The sequence below is a fragment of the Asticcacaulis sp. YBE204 genome (assembly GCF_000495855.1).
Lineage (GTDB): Bacteria > Pseudomonadota > Alphaproteobacteria > Caulobacterales > Caulobacteraceae > Asticcacaulis.
Window position 1 is genome coordinate 489,951 of sequence record NZ_AWGF01000001.1, and the last position, 15,643, is coordinate 505,593.

Below are 15,643 nucleotides of genomic sequence, written 5' to 3' on the forward strand. Positions count from 1 at the left end.
AAACCGGTCAAGGCAAGCCCCGCCCAGAGAAGAGCGGAACGACCCAAAACCGGATACGGAAACGCCCCTCAGAATTTGCCGGACTTCTTAAACGAAGTCGGGTGAACACTGGGGGGTTTTGCGTTCGCTTACAATTTACGCATGTCTTCGGAAATGCTAAGTACGTAAGGGATACGCAAAGAATAAAGTATAAATTGAAACGACTTCGATAAATTTCTCACGCTTTGAGGTTTTTATCGCGAATCGACGGGAATCTGCATTTTCCGCTTTGCTTGACCGGACTTTTGCGCTTTACGGGCGTTTTAGTGCGCTAAAACAAAACGGACACCGAAAATCTTCCTTAAACGGAAGAGTCCGCACCGAGTTATAAGGGTTAAGCCTATGAGCTACGAGACGAACCGCTTCGTCGTTGAACATAAGAAAACGCCAAGCAAGGCTGAGGCGAAGACCCGAATTAATAACTTCGGTGAGATTTATGCCGACTTCAAACCGGGTCAGGCCGACAAGCAGGCCTCGCGCTGCGCCCAGTGCGGTATCCCGTTCTGTCAGTCCGGCTGCCCGTTGCAGAACAACATCCCCGACTGGCTGCGCATGACCGCCGAAGGGCGCTACGAAGAGGCCTATCGCCTGTCGTCGGCGACCTCGGCGCTGCCGGAAATCTGCGGCCGCATCTGCCCGCAGGACCGCCTGTGCGAAGGCTCGTGCGTGCTGGAACAGTCTGGCTGGGAAAACGTCACCATCGGTGCCGTCGAGCGCCACCTCGGCGATCTGGCGTTTGAGAACGGCTGGATCGAGCCCATCGTCCCGGTGCAGGAGCGCGAGCAAAGCGTCGGCATCATCGGCGCGGGCCCGGCAGGCATCGCCGCCGCCGACCGTCTGCGCACCCTGGGTTACAAGGTCACCATCTACGACCGCTACGACCGTGCGGGCGGCCTGCTGACCTATGGCATCCCGTCGTTCAAGCTGGAAAAGGACGTCGTGGCGCGCCGCACCGACCGTCTGGCCGCGTCGGGCGTCGAATTCGTGCTGAACTGCGACATCGGCGAAGACGTCACTTTCGAAGAGCTGCGCGACAAGCACGACGCCATCCTCGTGGCGACCGGCGTCTATAAGACGCGCCGCCTGACCGTGCCGGGCTGCGGCTCGACCGGCGTCGTCGTGGCGCTGGACTACCTGACCATGGCGAACAAGGAAGGCTTCGGCTACAATGTCGAAGAAGCCGCCGAAGCGCATCTGAACGCCAGCGGCAAGCACGTCGTCGTCATCGGCGGCGGCGACACGGCCATGGACTGCGTCCGCACAGCGACGCGTCAGGGCGCGAAGTCGGTCACCTGCGTCTATCGCCGCGACCGCGCCAACATGCCAGGTTCCGACCGCGAAGTGACCAATGCCGAGGAAGAAGGCGTGTCGTTCGAATGGTTGTCGGCCCCCAAGGCCGTGCTGGGCGATGCCGACCACGCCACGGGCCTGCGCATCCAGCGTATGCGCCTGACCACGCCGGACGCGCAGGGCCGTCAGGGCATCGAGGACATCCCCGGTGCCGAATCCGACCTGCCCGCCGATCTGGTCATCGAGGCGCTCGGCTTCGAGCCGGAAAACATCCCGGTCATGTTCAATCAGCCGGGCCTCGAAGTCACCAAGTGGGGCACCATCAAGGTGCAGGCCGGTGAGTTCCAGACCTTCGTGCCGGGCGTCTTCGCGGCGGGCGACATCGTTCGCGGCGCGTCGCTGGTCGTGTGGGCCGTCCGCGAAGGTCAGGACGCCGCCGCCGACATCCACCACTATATACAGTCCAACGTTTCCGTGTCTCTGGAGGCCGCGCAATGATCACCACTTCCGGATCGTCTTTCGCTTACGAACTCTATCATCGTAACCGCAAAAACCTGATCGACGCGCACGCCTACGACCCGGCTTCGGAAATCGACGCCTGCGGCGTCGGCGTGGTCTGCTCCATCGACGGCTCGGCTCGTCGCGACGTGGTCGAACTGGCCGTCAAGGCGCTGAAGGCCCTGTTCCACCGCGGCGCGGTTGATGCCGACGGCAAGTCGGGCGACGGCGCGGGCATCATGCTGTCGGTGCCGCAGGACTTCTTCCGCGAGCAGGTGCGCAATATCGGCCACGAGCCGCGTCCGGGCCCCGTGCTGGTCGGTCAGGTCTTCCTGCCGCGCGCCGACCTCGGCGCTCAGGAAGCCGCCCGGACCATCGTCGAGTCGGAAATCCTGCGTTCGGGCTTCTATCTCTATGGCTGGCGTCAGGCCCCGGTCGACGTGTCGCAACTGGGGACGCGCGCCAATTCCACGCGCCCGGAAATCGAACAGATCATGATGGCCGCGCCGGAAGGCCTGACGGACGAGGCGCTGGAACGCGCTATGTTCCTCTGCCGCCGTCGCATCGAAAAGCGCGTCGATGAAGCCAATCTCGACTGTTATCTCTGTTCATTCTCGTCGAAGACGCTCATCTACAAAGGCATGTTCCGCGCCGAGCTGGTCGACGACTTCTATCTCGACCTGAAAGACCCGCGTTTCGCCTCCAGCGTCGCGATCTTCCACCAGCGCTTCTCGACCAACACCTTCCCCGAATGGCGTCTGGCCCAGCCCTTCCGCATGCTGGCGCACAACGGAGAAATCAACACCCTGCGCGGCAACGTCAACTGGATGAAGTCGCACGAAATCCGCATGGCGGCGGCGACCTTCGGCGAAAACGACAAGGACGTGAAGCCGGTCATCCAGCCGCGTGGCTCGGACTCCGCCGCCCTCGACAACGTTTTCGAACTGCTGGTCCGCGCCGGTCGCTCCGCGCCGATGGCTAAGGCCCTGCTGCTGCCGGAAGCCTGGTCGAAGCAGGCCGTGACCATGCCGGACTCGCACCGCGCGCTCTATGCCTACTGCAACGCCGTGATGGAGCCGTGGGACGGCCCCGCCGCCGTCTGCGCCACCGATGGCCGCTGGGTCATCGCCGGTAAGGACCGCAACGGCCTGCGTCCGCTGCGCGTCACGCAAACCCACGACGGCCTGCTGATCGTCGGTTCGGAAGCCGGGATGACCGGCGTGTCGGAAGACCGCGTGTCGAAGCGCGCCACCATCGCGCCGGGCCGCATGATCGCGGTGGACCTTGAGGCCGGTCAGTATTTCGGCGAGGACGAGATCCTCGACGCGCTGGCGGGCAAGCACGACTATACGAGCTGGCTGGAAAACATCGTCGATCTCGACTCGATCATCGAACCGGGACCGGAGCCGCGTTCTTTCCACGGCGAAGAACTGGACCGTCGTCAGATCGCGGCGGGCTTCACCCTCGAAGACCTCGACACCGTGCTCGACGCCATGGTCAAGGAAGGCAAGGAAGCCATCGGCTCGATGGGCGACGACACGCCGCTGGCGGTCCTGTCGAACGAGTGGCGGCCCCTGTCGCACTATTTCCGTCAGAACTTCGCGCAGGTGACCAACCCGCCGATCGACCCGCTGCGCGAAGAAGCCGGCATGTCGCTCAAGACGCGCTTCAAGAACCTCGGCAACATCCTCGCCGAAGACGAAGCCCAGACCAATGTGCTGGTCATGGACTCGCCGTTCATGACGACGGGCATGTACGATCGTCTGCTGCAAACCAGCAAGTTCGGTGAAGTCGCCGAACTCGACTGTTCGTTCCCGCTGCCGGAAGAGGGTGCCAAGCCTGGTGCGGCGCTGCGTGTCGTGCTCGACGCGATCCGCGCTCAGGCCGTCGAAGCCGTGAAAAACGGCGCGGGCATGATCGTCCTCACCGATCAGAACGCCGGTCCCGACCGCATGGGCGTGCCGATGATTCTGGCGGCGGCGGGCGTTCACGCGCGCCTTGTGCAGGAAGGCCTGCGCTCGTTCGTTTCGATCATCGTCCGCTCGGCCGAAGCGATGGACAGCCACGCCTTTGCGGTGCTGGTCGGCGTCGGCGCGACGGCGGTCAACCCCTATCTGGCGCTGGAGCTGATGCAGGAGCGCCTCGACAAGGGCCGCTACGGCAGCCAGACCTCGTACAAGTGCTTCATGAACTACAAGAAGTCCATCGAGGCCGGTCTGATGAAGATCCTGGCCAAGAAGGGCATCTCGATCATCTCGTCCTATCGCGGCGGCTATGAATTCGAAGCGCTGGGCCTGTCGCGGGCGCTGGTGGCGGAATTCTTCCCCGGCGTGACCTCGCGCATTTCGGGTATCGGCCTTGCCGGTATCGAAACCAAGCTGAAGGCCCTGCACGACACGGCCTGGGCGTCCAAGCGCGCCCTGATCCCGATCGGCGGCTTCTACAAGATGCGCGCGGCGGGTGAGACCCACTACTATCAACCGAAGCTGATCCACCTGCTTCAGGACGCGACGACGCGCGGCGATTACAAGACCTTCAAGACCTATTCCAACATGGTCGCGAAGATGTCGAAGGAGACGCCGACCGCGCCGCGCGACCTGCTCGACTGGGCGCCCAAGTCCGCGCCCATCGCGCTGGAAGAGGTCGAATCGGTCAACGAAATCCGCAAGCGGTTCGTGACGCCGGGCATGTCGCTGGGGGCGCTGTCGCCCGAAGCGCACGAGACCCTCAACATCGCCATGAACCGCATCGGCGCGCGCTCGGTGTCGGGCGAGGGCGGCGAGGATCCGGAACGCTACGTCCGTCGCCCGAACGGCGACAACCCGAACTCGGCCATCAAGCAGATCGCGTCGGGCCGTTTCGGCGTCACGGCGGAATATCTCAACCAGTGCCGCGAAGTCGAAATCAAGGTCGCGCAGGGCGCCAAGCCCGGTGAGGGTGGCCAGCTTCCGGGCTTCAAGGTCACGGAATTCATCGCCCGTATGCGTCACTCGACGCCGGGCGTGGGCCTGATCTCGCCGCCGCCGCACCACGACATCTATTCGATCGAAGATCTGGCGCAGCTCATCTACGACATCAAGCAGATCAACCCGAATTGCCGCGTCACGGTGAAGCTGGTGTCGCAGTCGGGCATCGGCGCGGTCGCCGCGGGTGTCGCCAAGGCAAAAGCGGATGCGATCCTCGTCTCCGGTCAGGTCGGCGGTACGGGCGCGTCGCCGCTCACCTCGATCAAGTTCGCCGGCCTGCCGTTCGAACTGGGCCTGTCGGAAGCGCATCAGGTGCTGACGCTGAACAACCTGCGCGGTCAGATCCGCCTGCGTTCGGACGGCGGTATGCGCACGGGCCGCGACATCGTCACCGCCGCCATGCTGGGGGCCGAAGAGTTCGGTATCGGCACGGCATCGCTGGTGGCTATGGGCTGCCTGATCGTGCGTCAGTGTCAGTCGAACACCTGTCCCGTCGGTATCTGCGTGCAGGACGAACGCCTGCGCGCCAAGTTCACCGGCACGCCGGAAAAGGTCATCAACCTGTTCAGCTTCATCGCCGAGGAAGTGCGCGAAATCCTGGCCTCGCTGGGTCTGCGCTCGCTCGACGAAGCGGTCGGCCGCACCGACCTGCTGCGTCAGATCTCGCGCGGCGGGGCGCACCTCGACGATCTCGACCTCAACCCGCTGCTGGTCAAGGTCGAACGCGATCCGTCGGCCCCGGTTACGCTGCCGCATGAGATCAACGAGGTCGCCGATACGCTCGACGCCCAGATCGTCCGCGACGCCGTGCCGCTGATCCAGCGCGGCGAGAAGATGTCCCTGACCTACGACGTGCGCAACACCATGCGCGCCGTCGGCACGCGCACCTCGCACATGCTGGTCAAGAACTTCGGTGACAAACTGGCCGATGCGCACCTGACCCTGCAACTGCGCGGCTCCGCCGGACAATCGCTGGGGGCCTTCGCGGTCAAGGGCCTGTTCATCGACCTCAACGGCGAATCGAACGATTACGTGGGTAAGGGTCTGTCGGGCGCGACCATCGTCATCCGTCCGAAAATCTGGCAGAACGGTCAGATGCTGGCCGGGAACACCAACCTCTACGGCGCGACCTCGGGCAAGCTGTTCGTGGCGGGCCGTGTCGGTGAACGCTTCGCCGTGCGTAACTCCGGCGCGACGACCGTGGTCGAAGGCGTCGGCGCACACGGCTGCGAATATATGACCGGCGGTAAGGTCGTCATCCTCGGCAAGACCGGCGCCAATTTCGGCGCGGGCATGACCGGCGGCGTGGCCTATGTCTGGGATCCGGAAGCGACCTTCCCGAACTTCATCAACCCGGAAGGCATCACGCTGCGTCCGGTGCCGGAAGCCGACGAGGCGGAACTGAAGGCGCTGATCGCAGAGCACTTCGCGACGACGCAATCGCCGCGCGCCGAGGCCATCCTCGACGACTGGTCGAACGCGCTGAAAACCTTCGTTCAGGTCATGCCGAACGAGATTTTGGCGATACAGGCTAAGCTTGAAGCTAATGTAGCCTAAAGCAAAGTCGCAGGGGCACAGCCCCTGCACCCTTAACCGGGAGTTCAAAAAAGCCGCCTCTGCAAAGGGGCGGCTTTTTTCTAATGCCTCCCCTGATTTCAGGGGAGGTGGCAGGTGAGCGGAGCGAAACTGACGGTGGGGTTAATGCCTCTGTCTCACCCGCTCTGCCGTGTATCGATAAATGCCATCGGCGATGTCATCAGGATCGCTCAGGATATCCTGCGCCGAGATACGCATGATTTCAAAACCTCGCTCGAGGAGAAAGGCGTCACGGAATTCGTCTTTCTCAGGTTGATCCCCGACATTGTGTGACCAACCATCGATTTCGATGATCAACTTTAATTTCGCACAATAAAAATCAAAGACATAAGGTGCGAATGGATACTGCCGTTTGAAAACCGGTAAACCCTTATCACGGTGCTTTAGTCGCGCCCATAACAGCCGCTCAGGTAAAGACATTTCCTGTCGAAGATGACGGGCAAAAGCGATGTTGGGTTGTTTAACCATGGTAAAAGCATAGTTTGTGTTTCTGACCGTTTTAACCCCACCGTCTTTTGTCGCTTCGCGTCAAAATCCACCTCCCCTGAAATCAGGGGAGGGTCTTAAGTTATAACTCCAACGAACGGGTGCAGGGTCCGCGACCCTGCCTATGACTTAGGGGCCAGTACAGCCTCGGCCTCGGCCTTTTCGGCAGCGGTCATCTGCGGCTCCAGTTGCTTGAGCGCCGCCTCGGCATTCGGGTGACCAGCCTTCTGCGCGACGGTGAACCACAGCCACGCGCTCTTGCGATCGACCGGCCCGCCCTGACCCTTCATCAGCAGGACCGCCAGATTGTACATGGCCTCAGGCTCGCCGTTCTTGGCCGAGACCTCGAACCATTTGCGGGCAATAGCCTCGTCCTTGGGCAGGATCGTATCGCCCTTGGCGAAATAGGTGCCGATATCGTTTTGCGCCGCCGGATTACCGCGCACAGCGGCTTCCTTGTAATAGAACAGAGCCTGTTTCGGATCGGCCTTGACGCCCTGACCCTTGTCGTAGGCGACGGCCAGGGCGTAGAGCCCGTCCGGGTGGTTGGCCTTGGCGGCGTGATAGTACCAGTCGAGCGAGGTCTTCGGATTTGCCGGGACGCCCTCGTCGCCGGACGCCAGAATCTGCGCCATAGCGATCTGAGCCGGCGCAAAGCCGTTTTCGGCAGCGGTCTTGTAGTTGCGGCTGGCGCGGACGACGTCCTTCTTGACCCCATAGCCGTAGTAATAGAAATCGCCGACGGTTTTATAGGCCGGGACATAGGCGCGCGAGGCAGCCTTTTGATACCATTTCAGCGCGGTCGTCGGGTTCTTTTCGACGCCGTGGCCGATCAGGTAGATCTTGGCCAGAACGATGCTGGCTTCGGTGGCGGCGTCCATGCGTTCGGGCACCTTGGGATCGAAGCGCAGGGTCCTGGGCGGATTGGGTTGTCCGGCGGCCTTGTCCAGCCATTCCAGCGCCTTGGGCGTATCGGCCTCGGTGCCGAGCCCCAGCAGGTACATGCGACCGATCATCAGGGCCGCTTCGGCGTAACCGATCTTCTTGTAGGATTTCTGGAACAGGGCCAGGGCTTCGGGATACTTCTTCTGATCGAACAGAGCGAAGGCGTCGGTCAGGGTACGGTCGCGGGCCTGGATATAGGCCCGACCGGCGGCGAAATTATAGTCCGACTGCGAGCAGCGGCTGCGGTCGTTATAATCGTAAAGGCCTCTGCCACCGAAGGCCCCCGGCGGCGCATAGGGGCTGATCGAGGCATCGCCATAGGGCGAATAGGCGCTGAAATAACCCGACCCGGCATAGCCGCGCGACGGATCGCCGCCGAACCGCGCCATGTAGTCGCGCGCATAGTCGCTGTCCATCGCCGAAGTGCCGAAGAAGTTGCAGCTTGAGGCGGAGCTGCCTCGGATGCGAATATTGTCGAGTGGGACACTGGCTTCGCGGCGCAGGAATATGGTGACGTCCGTGACGTCCTTGGCATTGGCGTCCGGGCGCTGCGGTTGCGCGAACGAGGTGGGCGACATCGCGGCAACGCACAGGGCGATCACTACGCAGGATTTGAACGATTTGAGCATGGCCTCACCTGTAGAAATTGTTTTAATTGTAGGATATTTGAAATCTACTTATGCGGTATAATGCGCCTTATCCGGCTACCGTCAAGTGAATTTTTTAAACGATAATGGCTATATCGTTTTTAAATTTCACGAGTGATGAATTGCAGACGCACATCCTCACAAAAGAAAACCGCCTCCCATTGACAGGAAGGCGGTGAAGACGAAAGAATGATCAGCCTCTGGCCTACTTCACCTTTTCGATAGCCGCCGTGGTGGACGGGTCGTGGACGGCGATGTCGCTGCCGGTAATATCTTTCAACACGCTGGTGGCCAGCGTCTTGCCCAGTTCCACACCCCACTGATCGAAGCTGTTGAGGCCCATGACGATGCCCTCGGCAAAGGTCTTGTGCTCGTAAAGCGCCAGGAGGGCGCCGAGCGTTTCCGGCGTCAGGGCCTCCATAAGGACTAGGGTGGACGGCTTGTTGCCGGGGCAGACCTTCTGCGGCGCGATGATGGCGGTCTTTTCGTCGTCGAAGCCCAACGCGCGGCATTCGGCCTCGGAGGTTTCGAGCGACTTGCCGACCATGAAGGCCTCGCCCTGGGCAATGACGTTCGACAGCAGTTTCTGCTGCATGTCGAGCGGGGCTTCGGGGTTCGACTTCACCGCGATCAGTTCCAGCGGCACGACGTCTTCCGACTGATGCAGCATCTGGAAAAAGGCGTGCTGGGCATTGGTGCCTTCGTCGCCGAAGACGATGGGGCAGGTCTTGGTCGGCAGCAGGTTGCCGTAGCCGTCGGTGCGCTTGCCGTTCGATTCCATTTCCAGTTGTTGCAGGAAGGCGGCGAGGCGGCGCAGGCGGTGCGCATAGGGGATAACCGCGCGGGCCGGGCGGTCGAGCGCGATGCGGTTGAAAACCTGCGCGGCGGCCAGAAGCAGCGGGGCGTTCTGCGCCGCCGGGGCGGTCAGGAAGTGCTGATCCATCTCATGCGCGCCGTTGAGCAGACGCTCATAAACCTCATAACCGCCAGCGATGATGACGCTGAGCGACACCGCCGACCACAGCGAATAACGGCCACCGACCCAGTCCTTGAAACCGAAGACGCGGTCTTCGGGGATACCGTACTGGCTGGTCTTGGCTGGCGCGGCGGAAACGGCAGCGAGGTGCTTAGCCGCAGCGTCTTCACCGAGAACCCCAATAATCCATTCGCGCGCGGCAAGGAAATTGGCCAACGTCTCCTGCGTAGTGAAGGTCTTCGATACAGCGATGACCAGAGTTTCCGCCGGATCGAGGTCGGCGGTGGCGATGGCCAGTTCCGAGCCGTCGACATTGGCGACGAAACGGATATCGATGGACGGCTTGAGCGGGCTCAGAGCCTGCCACAACAGGCGCGGGCCGAGGTCGGACCCGCCGATGCCGATATGGATGATGGTTTTGAAGGGTTTACCGGTCGCGCCGGTGATCTTGCTCGCATGTATACCATCGGCATAGGCCTTCATGGCGTCGCGGGCGGTCTTGACGTCGTCGGTGATTTCCGCGCCGCGCAGGCGAGCGTTTTCGCTGTCGGAATCGCGCAGCGCCACGTGCAGCACGGCGCGGTCTTCGGAGACATTGATCGCCTGACCGGTCCACATCTTCTCGCGCGCGGCGTTCAGGCCTGCGGTCTCGAACAGGCTCAGGGCCGCCTCAAAACCTTCCTGCGACCACGACTGCTTCGACACGTCGACATAGAGTCCGGCGACGGACAGGGACTGCTGCCCCAGACGGTCGGCTTCGTACTCGAACTTGGCGGCAATGGGCGTCCTGGCGTCGATATGGGCCTGGGTGGTCAGGGCGGCGACAGCATTGGCAAGGCTCATTTGGGCTTCCTAAGATCAAGACCGCGACGTCCTATCAGGCGCGGGCTCCAGGTCAGTTGACGTAACAGGCCGACGGCAGGCAATCGGCGGGTACGCTGCACATGACGGCGGTCGTTCAGCACGGGCCCCAGACCGCTAACGGCATCCCTGAGGGCGCGGGCGACGACCTTGCCGCGCCCTTTCAATACATCCTTCGCGGCGATACACAAGCTCAACAAAAGGTGAGGAAGGGCGGTCAGCCACATTACCGGTGCGGGCGTGTTCTTGAGGTACAGCCACAGCCGGTTGCGATAGCCGTAATAGAGCGCGAAATCCGAGCGCGCCCCCAGGGTTGCCGAGCCGATATGGTCGACCTTCGCGTCGGGCACCAGCAGGGTGCGTTCTCCGGTCAGGCGGGCGCGGTAACCGAGATCGGCGTCCTCGCAATAGATGAAGAAGCGCTCGTAAAAACCGCCCAGGCTTTCAAACAGACTGCGCTCGATGACGAAGGCCGCGCCGCAGGGAGAGAAAACTTCGCTGACAGGGATATGCGGCGGCTTCGGCGCGCGGTAGCCCATGCGGTAAGGGAAGCCGAACCAGGTCATGCCATCGCCGGCGCCGTCAAGGATCGTCTGGTCCTGCGGGTCCAGTTGCAGTGACGTGAAGATGCGGGTGTCGGAATGGGTGCCGATCGCCACTGCCATCTGCGCCAGCCACGTCGCGTGGACGAAGACGTCGGGATTGATGAAGCACAGCCACTGGCCTTGCGCGTGGCGGGCAGCCTGATTCATCCCCTTGGCAAATCCCAGATTGCCGCCGTTATCGACAAAGCGCACGTCGGGGTGACGAGCCAAGACGGCCTGCGGCGCACCATCGGTCGAGCCGTTGTCGGCGAGGATAATCTCATAATCACCGGACTGTGCCTTTAGCGCCTCGATGCAGCGTTCAAGATAGGAGCCGCTTTGGTATGACAGGACGATTAGCGAGAACTTTGGCAGCGAGAACCTAGGCAATGTCTTGTCTCCATTCGGCCAAGACATCGGGATCGGTCTCATCGGCTAAGCACATATCGCGCAGATACTCGAAATCCTGCGGCGGCAGGCCGCGCGACAAGGCCCATACCGCCGAACCGCGCACGACCGGGCTCTCATGCCGCAGGTTGCGCACCAGCGGGTCGATCTTTTCAAAATCCACCAGTTCGCCGAAGCTGTTGCCGATCGCATAATGGACGTTGCGCAGGAAGGTCGCCAGTCCGATGCGCTTGATCGGCGATTTGCTGAACAAAGCCCGGAACGCCGGATCGTCCAATTGCGCCAGTTCGAACAGCGGCATGGCGGTCGCCCCGTCGCGCGCCATCAGTTTCGCCTCGGTCGCCGACTGGGCGAATTTGTTCCACGGACAGGCTGCCAGACAGTCATCGCAGCCGTAAATCCGATTACCCATTTGCTCCCGGAACCGTTTCGGCCAGGGCCCGCGATATTCGATGGTCAGGTACGACAGGCACGACCGTGCATCCAATTGATACGGCGCGACAAAGGCATTGGTCGGACAGACGTCGAGACACGACCGGCAGGAGCCGCAATGGTCCTTTTCGGCAGCATCTTCGGGCAGTTCCATATCGGTCAGGATGACACCCAGAAACATCCATGAGCCGAACTCACGCGACACCAGATTGGTGTGCTTGCCCTGCCAGCCGAGCCCGGCCAGTTGTGCCAGCGGTTTTTCCATCAGGGGTGCGGTATCGACGAAAACCTTGACCTCACAACCAGCCAATTTAACGACGTCGGTAGCCAGAAGCTTGAGCTTTTTCTTGATCAGTTCGTGATAATCGTCGCCGCGGGCATAGACGCTGATGTTGGCGATATCGGGCGTGCCGAGCCCTAAAAGCGGGTCGCTGTCGGGGCCGTAGTTGAAGCCCAGAACGATGGCGCTTTTGGCGCCGTTCCACATGTTTTGCGGATGTTGACGGCGCTCCAGTGTCTCTTCCATCCACGTCATGGCACCGTGATAACCTTCGGCGACGAAGGCTTTCAGGCGCTCGGCGGCGTCCCAGGTTTGCGGCAGGTTGACGAAGCCGACGGTCGCAAACCCGAGGTCGAGGGCCTTTTGTTCAATTAATCCCCTCGCCCCTTTGGGGAGAGGGTTAGGCGCGGCCCGGCGAGGGTGAGGGGGCTGCATAAGTGTTGTTGATAAAGTCGTTGCCGGTTGGGCCTGCGATGCCCCCTCACCCGGCCGAAGACTAGCGTCTTCGTCCACCCTCTCCCCGCAGGGGCGAGGGGAAGAAGGGGGGGCAGAAGACATCAAAAATCCAGCTCTTTATATTGCGCCGACGGGGCGACCCCCGGCAGCACGTCCGACAACAGCGGCCTGAACGCCGGACGCGACTTGATGACCATGTACCAGGTCTTCAGGTGTTTGAACCTGTCCCAGCTTACTTCATCGAAATAGTCGATGACGCTGAGGTGCGAGGCCAGCGCGAAATCCGCAAACGACAGATTGCGTCCGGCCAGCCAGTTGCGCGCCTCCAGCAGGCTCTCGAAATAGCTCAGATGATCGCGCAACGCTTCGCGCCCGGCGCGCAGGTTTTGCAGGTTCGGCGCTCCCAGCCCCATCAGGCGCTTTTCCATCTTTTCATGCAGCAGCAGCGAATTGACGTCCCAGTCGAACTTGCGCTCGAACCAGCCGACCAGACGCCGCGCTTCACCGCGCTCCTGCGGGTCGAGCGGCCACAGGCGGATCTCCGGCGCGGTCTCATCCAGATGTTCGAGGATGGCGCGGTTCTCGCACAGGGTCACTGCCCGGCCATGATCGAAGGTCTCGACCAGCACCGGCAACAATCCCGACGGGTTCATGCGGATCAGATCGTCGGACGGCTCCCAATACTTGATCGGGACTTCCTCGAACGGCAGTTTCTTCTCGCTCAGAGCCAGCCGCACGAGGCGGGAATGCGGATCGAAGGCAAAGTGATGGAGCGTGCGCTGCGGGAAGGTCATCGGCCATTTATACTCTGTTCGGCGTGCGAAGGAACGCCTGAAAATACGCCGCCATGCGGTTCGGACACGCCCGCCGGATCGGGATGGATCAGGATATCGGCGTTCGGGAAAACGCTCAAGATGCGTTGCTCCGCGCTTAGGATTATTTCGTGCGCCCTGACAAGGCTCAGATCGGCGGGCAGAGCCATGTGCATCTGGATAAGCCGGTGCGGGCCGGAAATACGTGTGCGCAAGCGGTGGACATCGAGCACCTCCGGTGCGTTGCACGCGGCCTCGACGATGCGGGCAATGTCTTCGTCATCCATGGCGCGGTCCATCAGGTGATCGGCGGCGGAGCGCAGGACCTGCACCGCACCCCACAGGAGCCACAGCGCGATCAGGCCCCCGGCGATGGCGTCGATATGGACGACGCCCAAGGCCGCCGCGCCAACGCCAATCAGAGCGATGCCGTTGCCGGCGAGGTCGGCGGCATAGTGCGCGCGGTCGGCGGCCACGGCGACGGAGCCCGACGCCTTGACCGCCAGAGCTTGCGCGTAAATCAAAGCTCCGGTCAGGGCCAGCGAGACGATCAGCACAGCTATCGACAGCGCGCCACCGCTGACCGGTTGCGGGTCGCGCAGGTGCGCCCAGCTGTCGCTGAGGATCAAAGCCGCCGAGAAAAAGACCAGACCGGCCTGTATCAGCGCGCTGAAGGCCTCTGCCTTGCCGTGGCCGAAGGGGTGTTCTTTATCGGGGGATGTGCGCGCGAACCGCACCGCGAAAAAGGTGATAAGCGAGGCAATCAGATCGAGCGCGGAATCGGTCAGCGAGGCCAGAACGGCTACCGAACCCGACGCCGAAAGGGCCAAGGTTTTCAACGCGATCAGGATGACCGCCACAGCGACCGACAGGCCCGACACGCGCAACACCGCCTGTTCCGGCGTCAGGTCGCGGAAGCTGAACGGATTGGCATTTTTATGGGCCGGATTTGGCATGGACAGGCAGGTTCCACGGATGGGTAAGCGCGTCAACGCGTCTCATGTCCAGAGCGCAATAAAATAATTAAGGCCTCTTTAATCGGTCATGGATTTTTAACATCGCCTGTGGTCTATTCGGCGTAATAATCAATCTTGATTGATCGCGGTTTTTGTTTGTCGCGATTGCTACCGGTGCCCGCACACCCGAACTCAGGATATTGCTCATGTCGCGTCAATGGATCAGCCGCGCCGAAGCGCTGCAACGTCTCGATGTCAAGCCGCAGACCCTCTACGCCTATGTCAGCCGGCAACGTATCGCCGCCCGCGCCGACCCGACGCATCCGCGCAAGAGCCTCTATGCGCTGGATGATATCGAGCGCCTGTCGACCCGCGCGCCGGGGCGTCAGACCGGTGCGCCGACCCCGAAACCGGTCCTGACTGGCGGGCCCTCGGTACGCGGCGAAGCGGCCATCGATTCCGAAATCTTCGTCGCCATCGACGACCGGCCGTATTACCGTACGCACGACTCGTTGAGCCTGAGCGAAACCGAGAATTTCGAGTCGGTCGCGGCGCTTTTGTGGAACGACGAACCCAATCCGTTCGGCGCACTCAAGCCGCGTCCCGATGTCAATTTCCCCGGCAGCCCGCGCGCCCGCGTGCTGGGCATGTTATCGCGTCGCCTCGAAGAAGAGGCGATGTCCGAGATCGTCGAGGCGCGTAACCTCAAGGGTGAGGCGGCGGGCGTGCTCAACGAACTGATCGACGCCGTGACCAACGGCGGGCCGCGTCTGTTTTTTCACCAACGTCTGGCCCGTGCCTGGAAGGTCAACGACTCCAAAGATGTCGATCTGATCCGCCGCGTGCTGGTCCTGTCGGCCGATAACGGGCTCGATCAGGCAACGCTCGCCGCCCGCGCGGCGGCGGCGGGGCAGGGGCCACTGGCGGCGCCCGTCATCGCCGGTTTCGCGACGCTATCCGGTCCGGCTCTAGGGGGCCGTGTGTCGCGCGCCGAGAGTTTCGTTACGCAGGTCCGCCGTCAGGGCAATCCGCGTCTGGTCGCCGAAACCTTTTTGCGTCAGGGCATCGAACTGCCGGGCTTCGAGACCGGGCAGTCGGCGTGCGACGCCCTGCGCGCCGAAAGCCTGATGAACGCCGCCCCCCACATCGGCGAAGACCTGAAAACCCTGCGTGCCGTGGGCGAAGACCTGACCGGCAAACCGCTCGGCTTCACGCTGGCGCTCGCCTTGATCGGGCGGCACCTGGACCTGCCCAAGGAAGCGCCGTTCACCCTGTTCGGCGTCGGGCGCTCGGCGGGCTGGCTGGCTCATGCGATTGAGCAGACGGAATCGAAATCCCGCCCGAATATTCGCTTGCGTTATATCGGTGAAAATCCTGTCGTTAACGCGGGATAAAGCATAGGCTCGTAAGG

General features: G+C 62.1%; 10 protein-coding genes. 3 read left to right on the top strand and 7 right to left on the bottom strand.

Features of this window, described 5'->3' with window-relative positions; genetic code table 11:
• Positions 1-381: 381 nt before the first annotated feature.
• Both AEYBE204_RS23150 and gltB read left to right on the top strand, forming a co-directional pair.
• Complete coding sequence (locus AEYBE204_RS23150) at positions 382-1,827, top strand: NAD(P)-dependent oxidoreductase (RefSeq protein ID WP_023460762.1); 1,446 nt, start codon at positions 382-384, stop codon at positions 1,825-1,827.
• Entirely contained in the window at positions 1,824-6,350 is a 4,527-nt protein-coding gene (gene gltB / locus AEYBE204_RS23155) for a glutamate synthase large subunit (protein WP_023460763.1), read from the top strand. The genes AEYBE204_RS23150 and gltB overlap by 4 nt, the downstream gene beginning before the upstream one ends.
• Positions 6,351-6,491: 141 nt before the next feature.
• On the opposite strand, the gene AEYBE204_RS23160 is transcribed toward gltB, so the two are convergent.
• The 7 genes from AEYBE204_RS23160 to AEYBE204_RS23190 form a co-directional block, all read right to left on the bottom strand.
• The gene (locus AEYBE204_RS23160; RefSeq protein WP_035441433.1) at positions 6,492-6,857 is read right to left on the bottom strand and encodes an endonuclease domain-containing protein; all 366 of its coding nucleotides are present in this window, start codon (positions 6,855-6,857) and stop codon (positions 6,492-6,494) included.
• Positions 6,858-6,997: 140 nt separating this feature from the next.
• Positions 6,998-8,449: an SEL1-like repeat protein gene (locus AEYBE204_RS23165; RefSeq protein WP_023460765.1), complete on the bottom strand. Its 1,452-nt coding sequence runs from the start codon at positions 8,447-8,449 to the stop codon at positions 6,998-7,000.
• Positions 8,450-8,672: 223 nt separating this feature from the next.
• Positions 8,673-10,286 (bottom strand): glucose-6-phosphate isomerase, encoded by a 1,614-nt coding sequence (pgi, locus tag AEYBE204_RS23170; RefSeq protein WP_023460766.1) that lies wholly within the window; start codon positions 10,284-10,286, stop codon positions 8,673-8,675.
• On the bottom strand, positions 10,283-11,278 hold the full coding sequence (locus AEYBE204_RS23175; RefSeq protein WP_023460767.1) for a glycosyltransferase family 2 protein: 996 nt from the start codon (positions 11,276-11,278) through the stop codon (positions 10,283-10,285). The genes pgi and AEYBE204_RS23175 overlap by 4 nt, the downstream gene beginning before the upstream one ends.
• Positions 11,271-12,443: a tRNA epoxyqueuosine(34) reductase QueG gene (queG, locus tag AEYBE204_RS23180; RefSeq protein ID WP_023460768.1), complete on the bottom strand. Its 1,173-nt coding sequence runs from the start codon at positions 12,441-12,443 to the stop codon at positions 11,271-11,273. Before queG ends, AEYBE204_RS23175 begins: the two co-directional genes overlap by 8 nt.
• A 122-nt stretch (positions 12,444-12,565) precedes the next feature.
• Positions 12,566-13,258: a glutathione S-transferase family protein gene (locus AEYBE204_RS23185; RefSeq protein ID WP_023460769.1), complete on the bottom strand. Its 693-nt coding sequence runs from the start codon at positions 13,256-13,258 to the stop codon at positions 12,566-12,568.
• Positions 13,255-14,268 (bottom strand): cation diffusion facilitator family transporter, encoded by a 1,014-nt coding sequence (locus AEYBE204_RS23190; RefSeq protein ID WP_235068038.1) that lies wholly within the window; start codon positions 14,266-14,268, stop codon positions 13,255-13,257. Before AEYBE204_RS23190 ends, AEYBE204_RS23185 begins: the two co-directional genes overlap by 4 nt.
• Before the next feature lie 170 nt (positions 14,269-14,438).
• Here AEYBE204_RS23190 and AEYBE204_RS23195 point away from each other — a divergent pair, with 170 nt between their 5' ends.
• Positions 14,439-15,626, top strand: coding sequence for a citrate/2-methylcitrate synthase (locus tag AEYBE204_RS23195; RefSeq protein WP_023460771.1), 1,188 nt, complete (start codon positions 14,439-14,441; stop codon positions 15,624-15,626).
• Positions 15,627-15,643: the final 17 nt, after the last annotated feature.

Bases quoted from the DNA above. Each gene is read 5' to 3' on its own strand.
- AEYBE204_RS23150 (WP_023460762.1), top strand. From the start codon at position 382: ATGAGCTACGAGACGAACCGCTTCGTCGTTGAACATAAGAAAACGCCA.
- gltB (WP_023460763.1), top strand. From the start codon at position 1,824: ATGATCACCACTTCCGGATCGTCTTTCGCTTACGAACTCTATCATCGT.
- AEYBE204_RS23185 (WP_023460769.1), bottom strand. From the start codon at position 13,258: ATGACCTTCCCGCAGCGCACGCTCCATCACTTTGCCTTCGATCCGCAT.
- queG (WP_023460768.1), bottom strand. From the start codon at position 12,443: ATGCAGCCCCCTCACCCTCGCCGGGCCGCGCCTAACCCTCTCCCCAAA.
- pgi (WP_023460766.1), bottom strand. From the start codon at position 10,286: ATGAGCCTTGCCAATGCTGTCGCCGCCCTGACCACCCAGGCCCATATC.
- AEYBE204_RS23195 (WP_023460771.1), top strand. From the start codon at position 14,439: ATGTCGCGTCAATGGATCAGCCGCGCCGAAGCGCTGCAACGTCTCGAT.
- AEYBE204_RS23160 (WP_035441433.1), bottom strand. From the start codon at position 6,857: ATGGTTAAACAACCCAACATCGCTTTTGCCCGTCATCTTCGACAGGAA.
- AEYBE204_RS23165 (WP_023460765.1), bottom strand. From the start codon at position 8,449: ATGCTCAAATCGTTCAAATCCTGCGTAGTGATCGCCCTGTGCGTTGCC.